General features: G+C 43.6%; 8 protein-coding genes. 2 read left to right on the top strand and 6 right to left on the bottom strand.

Features of this window, described 5'->3' with window-relative positions; genetic code table 11:
- Nucleotides 1-286: 286 nt before the first annotated feature.
- Nucleotides 287-937, top strand: a complete 651-nt coding sequence (locus tag A7098_RS23475) for a hypothetical protein (protein ID WP_022644953.1) — start codon at nt 287-289, stop codon at nt 935-937.
- 47 nt (nt 938-984) lie between these two features.
- The gene (locus tag A7098_RS23470) at nt 985-1,215 is read left to right on the top strand and encodes a hypothetical protein (RefSeq protein ID WP_094307976.1); all 231 of its coding nucleotides are present in this window, start codon (nt 985-987) and stop codon (nt 1,213-1,215) included.
- A 617-nt stretch (nt 1,216-1,832) separates the two neighbouring features.
- Here the strand turns inward: A7098_RS23470 and A7098_RS23460 are convergent.
- From A7098_RS23460 to A7098_RS23435, 6 genes are all read right to left on the bottom strand, one after another.
- Entirely contained in the window at nt 1,833-2,315 is a 483-nt protein-coding gene (locus tag A7098_RS23460) for a hypothetical protein (protein WP_001009193.1), read from the bottom strand.
- 204 nt (nt 2,316-2,519) lie between these two features.
- On the bottom strand, nt 2,520-2,801 hold the full coding sequence (locus A7098_RS23455; RefSeq protein ID WP_024219416.1) for a hypothetical protein: 282 nt from the start codon (nt 2,799-2,801) through the stop codon (nt 2,520-2,522).
- Between the two features lie 335 nt (nt 2,802-3,136).
- Complete coding sequence (locus A7098_RS23450; RefSeq protein ID WP_176251461.1) at nt 3,137-3,511, bottom strand: hypothetical protein; 375 nt, start codon at nt 3,509-3,511, stop codon at nt 3,137-3,139.
- A 117-nt stretch (nt 3,512-3,628) separates the two neighbouring features.
- The gene (locus tag A7098_RS23445; RefSeq protein WP_000216800.1) at nt 3,629-4,024 is read right to left on the bottom strand and encodes a hypothetical protein; all 396 of its coding nucleotides are present in this window, start codon (nt 4,022-4,024) and stop codon (nt 3,629-3,631) included.
- A gap of 126 nt (nt 4,025-4,150) precedes the next feature.
- The gene (locus A7098_RS23440) at nt 4,151-4,462 is read right to left on the bottom strand and encodes a hypothetical protein (RefSeq protein WP_000749407.1); all 312 of its coding nucleotides are present in this window, start codon (nt 4,460-4,462) and stop codon (nt 4,151-4,153) included.
- 154 nt (nt 4,463-4,616) lie between these two features.
- Nucleotides 4,617-4,946: a hypothetical protein gene (locus A7098_RS23435; protein WP_001717181.1), complete on the bottom strand. Its 330-nt coding sequence runs from the start codon at nt 4,944-4,946 to the stop codon at nt 4,617-4,619.
- Between the last annotated feature and the right edge of the window lie 964 nt (nt 4,947-5,910).

Below are 5,910 nucleotides of genomic sequence, written 5' to 3'. Positions count from 1 at the left end.
TAAGTGTAATAACAGGCTAAGTTCGGTTATTTTTTTAAATGCCAATTATTAAATACACCTCCAATTCTACCCCGTATAAATATATAAGGTTATAAGCCGGAATTAATTATTTATTTAGGGAACACCTTCGACGATCTCGATTTTATTTCTAGGACTTTCGTCCCTGCAAAAAATTTAAAAAAATACTTGCAATCTTTTTTTGCGTATCGATAATTGAACGCATCAGGAACGAGAGTAAACACTTTCTTTCTTGAGTTAAATTTTAAACTTTCATAAGGATATTATCATGGCTAACATTATCATTTCTAAAAAATCCATCATTGAAGCTGCATCCATTGTATCCGACGAGCTGCGCGAAAAAGCAGATCTGGCAACTCAAACATATAACGAACATTATAAAAATGGTACGCACACTAAAGCAGACAAAGCAAATATGCAAGCTGCGACCACTAAACTTGCTTACTTCATCAACAACGTTGTAAACGCTGTAGAAGATGAAAAATTATGCTCTGTTTTCTACTATGCGATTAAAGCAAGTAAACAAGCGCCAGAAGTATTTTTTCGTGATGCAATGACTAATAGTTATTCACTGGAAAAACTGGTTTATCTGGTTAAATCAATTAAATCTGGTAAATGCGTTTACTCCATCGCTGATATGTCAGGATCTCGTGTATTCGCTTTAATCGATATGATTAACGACGAGATCGACACGTTCACTAATGGCGCTGTTTTCGATTTAATGAATGAAGCTAAAAAAGCGTGCGAAATTAAATTGGACGCTGGCTATACTCAAGCCAACCAGTTGATCAATCTTTGCGAACGTCTTGGACTTGTTGAGAAAGTCAAAGGAATGGGAAGCGCAAAAGCTGGTACGCAGCAATATCGCTTTATTAAAAATGATTTCTATAACTATCTGGCTGATGCTTTCAAAGCGTAATTAATGGAATCTGGCGCCCACTATGGGCGCTTTTAAGGAGCTTAATCATGTTTATGATTATCGCTGGCGTTAACGTGCGCAATGAATATTTTGTTAATCGCATCGCTGGGATCGCTGGTTACGCTGGGCGCGCAGTCGAGCTTATAGATGAAACGACGCGCAAAATTGACTTATTGAGCGACCAGGAGCGAAAAAAAGCAGACGTGAATGACGCTGATATATTTTTAATGTTAAAAGCGTTTGTAGAAATGGGATTTGAAATCAGTTTACATAAATAAAATCGAGCGCCCACTATGGGCGCTTTTTTCGTTTCCAATACTTCCACCATAACGCGCCAATGATGGCGCTTTTTTTATTGTCTTTGACTCACTCCAACAATATAAAAATAAGCGCAAAAATAACGCCATAGACGAGCTTTTATATCCTTACCAGCATATACCCATTACTTAGCGCATTAACGCGCTTAAAACGCGTTATATTGCGTTATGGTGTATGGTTAATCATTGGCTTTTAGTCTTGCTTTATGATCCGCGTTTATTTGTCGGCGCGGATCGGCATTTTGTTTTGTTCCGTATCCGCTCGCGTATTATGTGCGCGTGATTTTTCACATAATCACACCACTTAATCACGTATGTGATTATGCTACGAAAGAAATCTGGATGTCTCAGGCGACGAAAGTCATCATAATTTTCCCCGCTCACCTGTCCGACAACCGCTGGTTGGATTCCACCAGCTTCCCGATGTTTTTTTCTACACAAAGGCGAATGCAGCCGTTTCCCGAAAAAATCCTGGCCGTTTCCCGTCGGCTCATGAATGCGTTCCTTGCCGTTTCTGAAAATTTCCCTGCGGCAGCTGGTGGCTATAGAGAAAGGGCCGTTTCTGGCCCTCTTCTCAGTTACACGCCATCAAGGATGTGGATGCGGTTGCTGGCGTATACGTTCAGCATAAAGTTAGCGCAAAACAGTTTCCATGTATCAACGCCAGCGGTATACGTAATGTTTTTGCATTTAATCGCATTGTTGGCGATCCGCATCCCCTGCGATACTGCTTCATCGTCGGAAAATTTGAACGACGATTGAGTTTTAATCCAGACAGAAATCTGCGTAGCGAACTCAATCAGCTTGGACTGGCAGAATCGCCCGGAGCGCACCGGAAAGACGAACGTTCCGAATCCAGAATTTACCACATACGCTTTCTCAAATACCCGCGAGTAACGACGATTGCCAATGATGTCGCGTGCAATAATGCATTTTTCTTGTGCTGACAGTTCTACCGTCTCATTGTCGCGCCATGCACCAAGTACTCGTTTTTCAATGTCAGAGAACGTTACAGCGATATTGCCATGTGCGGGTGCGTTTACAGTAGCGATAAAATTCATGATTAATTCCTTATCGTAAATAACAAATTGTTTTCTTGTTGGTATTAATTATCGTTGTACGAATAAGGCGTCAAAGTGGAAAGTTGCGGTAGCCGGACGGGAACAGGTGGGTTTGTCGGTTGCCTGGAGGTAAGAGGTTGGTGTTATTAGCCTGAGGGAAACAGGATGGTCATTTAAGGCCACCAGCATTGGTGGCCTTAGCCTTTAGTGGAGCAGACCGATGTCGATGGTATCCCCTGAATCATCCACACGGATCATCAGCATGGCAAAGGCGTTTAGTGGATAGCTTGCGTGCCATTCAGGGAAGCGGTCATCTCGCATGAAGTCGACAATGTCGTAAACGCATCCCTCAAAGTGGAAGAATCGCGTGCTTACCTGCTCGTCATAATCCACATGATCCATTTCTTGCTGTTCTGTTTCCGGCAAGTCCAGCCATGATTCAAGAAATACATTTTGTGCTTTAGGGGTAATGGTGAAATCAGTCATGAGCATATCCTCACTGCGTAAACATGTTGTTTTCTTGTTGGTGTAATTATCGCAGTGTAGATAAGGCATAAAAGAAGTTAATACAGGCTGAATACACAAGAAAGGTTCTGGAAGTTGATAGCCAGGTTTCAAACTAACCTTCGGTTATTAAAAGTCATTTAAGACCACCAATGCTGGTGGCCTTAATAATTATCGCCCGATTACGCTAAGGATCTTTTCCTCAACTGATTTGTTGTTGCGACTAAACTGCCTTGCGTATCTGATGACAGAAGAGGCGTTTCGCTTTCTGACCATCTCGGCTCTCTCCTTCAGGCGTTTCTTGAAATCGCCCATATTTACCACCAGGCGCAGAAGGTCAGTCTATTATTGTGAAAGTCGTGGTTCTTAATCAGATCTTCCACAAGCTCTTTCAACTCCCCCACATCATGCCAGTAACCTTCGTCGTACTCCTGACTGCCGAAGAAAAAACCTTCCCGGGTAGGCAAGTACTCTTCGCAATTGCTTTCGTTTATGTGCATCAAATGAGCTTTCAGAAGGCAAATGTCATTCATCGTTAATTCTAAAAGCTCACAATTTTCGACTTCACCTACGTTGCGCTCCATCCACCCAACGAGCGCATTGAACTTACGGAAGTAAGCAACCTGCTTTCTGGATACCTCGTTATTCAGATCGTTTTTAGGCTGCGTCTCGATATAGATATCAAGTCCCATGATGGTTTCCTTATTAAGTTGCTTCAGTGAAATCATTTTCACAAATCAGATAAGGCAGAAAACAAATTGTTATCGGGCATAATAAAATGGCGCGGTTTACGCGCCATTTAAAGAGGATTAAGCGAATACGCTTTCAGGGATTAAGGTGTCGGCAGGAATGCCAGAGGTAATGCGCAGGCCGTACTGACCAATCCAGGTAGTGTTGGTATTCAGGCTGGAGGCGAATACGGTGTTAACCATATTCATCATGGTTTCAAACACCTCTTCATCAACCTGGCGGAAGTAGTTCTCGATTTTCAGCAGCAGCGGGTCAGTTGCATCGAAAATAGACTGGTATTGAGTCGCGTACTCGCCGCCGGAGGCATCACCTTTACGCACGATCGTACTGGCCTGGACTTCGGCACCAGTTTCGGTGTTGTACGTAACAACGGTGATTTTTGCCACATTCTTACCTTCGGCGGTTTCAGAGGCATAGTAAACATCAACTGTCAGTTTTTCGCGTTTAACGGTCATTTCACTCTCCGTAGTGTATTGGTTATTTTTCTATTCCATGATCGTAAGTATGTACTTACAATACAAAAAAGCCCCGTAAGGATGGCGGGGCTGTCGTACGGTCGACTAATTACCACTTGCACATTATCAGGCTATTGCCATCACTGATGCTCTCTGAATCTCTTGCTGGGCCACGCGGTTAACTTCCATCAAAGCCAGTTCGAGCTGATGTTCCGGCCACATTCTTTGAAATGCCACCCAGCCTTTTCCACGCTGGCGACGAACATTCATTACATAACGAGTAAAGGTGTTTTTATCGAAAGACACCGCTGTTTCACGGAACAGACGAATAGAGGTCCCATTGGCAACGATATCCAGCAAAGTTAATTGAGCAACCAGTGCAGGCTTCTCTTTTCTCTTCTGGTCTTTGTCCAGACCAAGAACCAATGATTTTTTCATCACAACTCCGTAAACAACTTGTTTTCTCAATGGCGTAAATAATACCAGTAAGAAAACGGCTACAAAGCATATTAATCAGGCGCATGAGCGATATGCAGGTTCTTCCCTGCGGCTACAGATTAAGTTAAGCCAGCAATGCTGGCTTTGGTTGTGATTACGCGAATACCTCAAGAAACTCCTGAACGTCCCAATGCTGGACGAGGTGAAGATAGACCTTAGAAATCACGTCATTTTCGCTATCGCATGTGAAGTAGTACTTCTGGCTGCGGTTGTATGTGTCCACACAAAATTCGCTCATATCCATAAAGTCAGCATCTTCACCCAGGTCGCTGATCATCAAAGCAGGTGCGTCATCACGAGTCATCAGTTCCAGCACCCATCTTGAATTAATCAGAGTGGAAGACCAACCTTCCAGCTCATAAAACTGGTCAAACTCTTTTTGAGTCAATTTCTTAATTTGGTTGATGTCGATATTTGCAAACATAAAGCAATCCTTAAACAAGATGTTTTCTTAATGGTGTTATTATCGCAATAACGCACAGGCGAAAAAGGATTTTATTCCGGTGAATGTGGTTTTGGCAGTGAGTTTTCAGGTTCAGTACCGAGTACACTTTTTACATTATTCTGATTTAGTGGCCTAAGGTGGCTGGTGGGCAGAATAATCATCTCCCCGAAAACCTACTGAAATCGATTGTGACCCGTTGGCTGTCTGGCACAATTACGCTGTAGCTGGGCATTCAGAGGGAATCCAGCGGTAAGTTAGTCCGCCTGCACGTGAGCGCCTCTCTTCTTCCCGCACATTACAGGTGGGCAGCCGCAACTCTCCCTCTCGCTATACCGGTACACCACCGTTCCTGAACCGGCATCGAGCCTTTTCCCGAAATCCACACAGGCAACTCGACCGTTTCCCTGAAAACCTCCAGCCGTTCCCCGAAGGCAACCCAGCCGTTTCTGTAGCAGGATGCAGCCTTTCCCTGTATGGACCGAAGGCTGACCGTAGGGGTGTTACGGGGGGATAAAATCAGGAGTTGAATAAATACGAAAAAGGAGGCGACACCCCTCCTTCCCTCCCCACTTATACATACCTGGCTTCTTCGCTATACATGTTGTGTTTTCTTCGTGTTTTATCTGTCTCAACCTTTCTATAGGCGTTAATGCTCACTCCTTCCAGAATGTTCTATACGGCGACTATTTCTGTTGGTGAATTGGGTGTGTTGTTTTCTCTGTCGGTGTATGTGGTTTCGTTCGTTTTGCGGTGGTTCTTCTATGGGGTGTTCTCGTCGTTTTGGTGATTGTTCTTCTCCGTGTATGGAGTAATGGCAGGTGGGCGATTCCTTTCGTTGTTGTGTTTGAGTTGTTTGTCTGGAGTGTGTGAAAGGCTTTTGTATGTAGTGGCATAGTGAATTTGGCCACCTGAATAGAGGTGATATCATCACCTCATAGTCAAA

The sequence above is a fragment of the Escherichia sp. MOD1-EC7011 genome, from assembly GCF_002965005.1.
GTDB lineage: Bacteria > Pseudomonadota > Gammaproteobacteria > Enterobacterales > Enterobacteriaceae > Escherichia > Escherichia ruysiae.
Note: the sequence above shows the minus strand (reverse complement) of the source record. Positions and strands in the feature narration are given on the sequence as shown.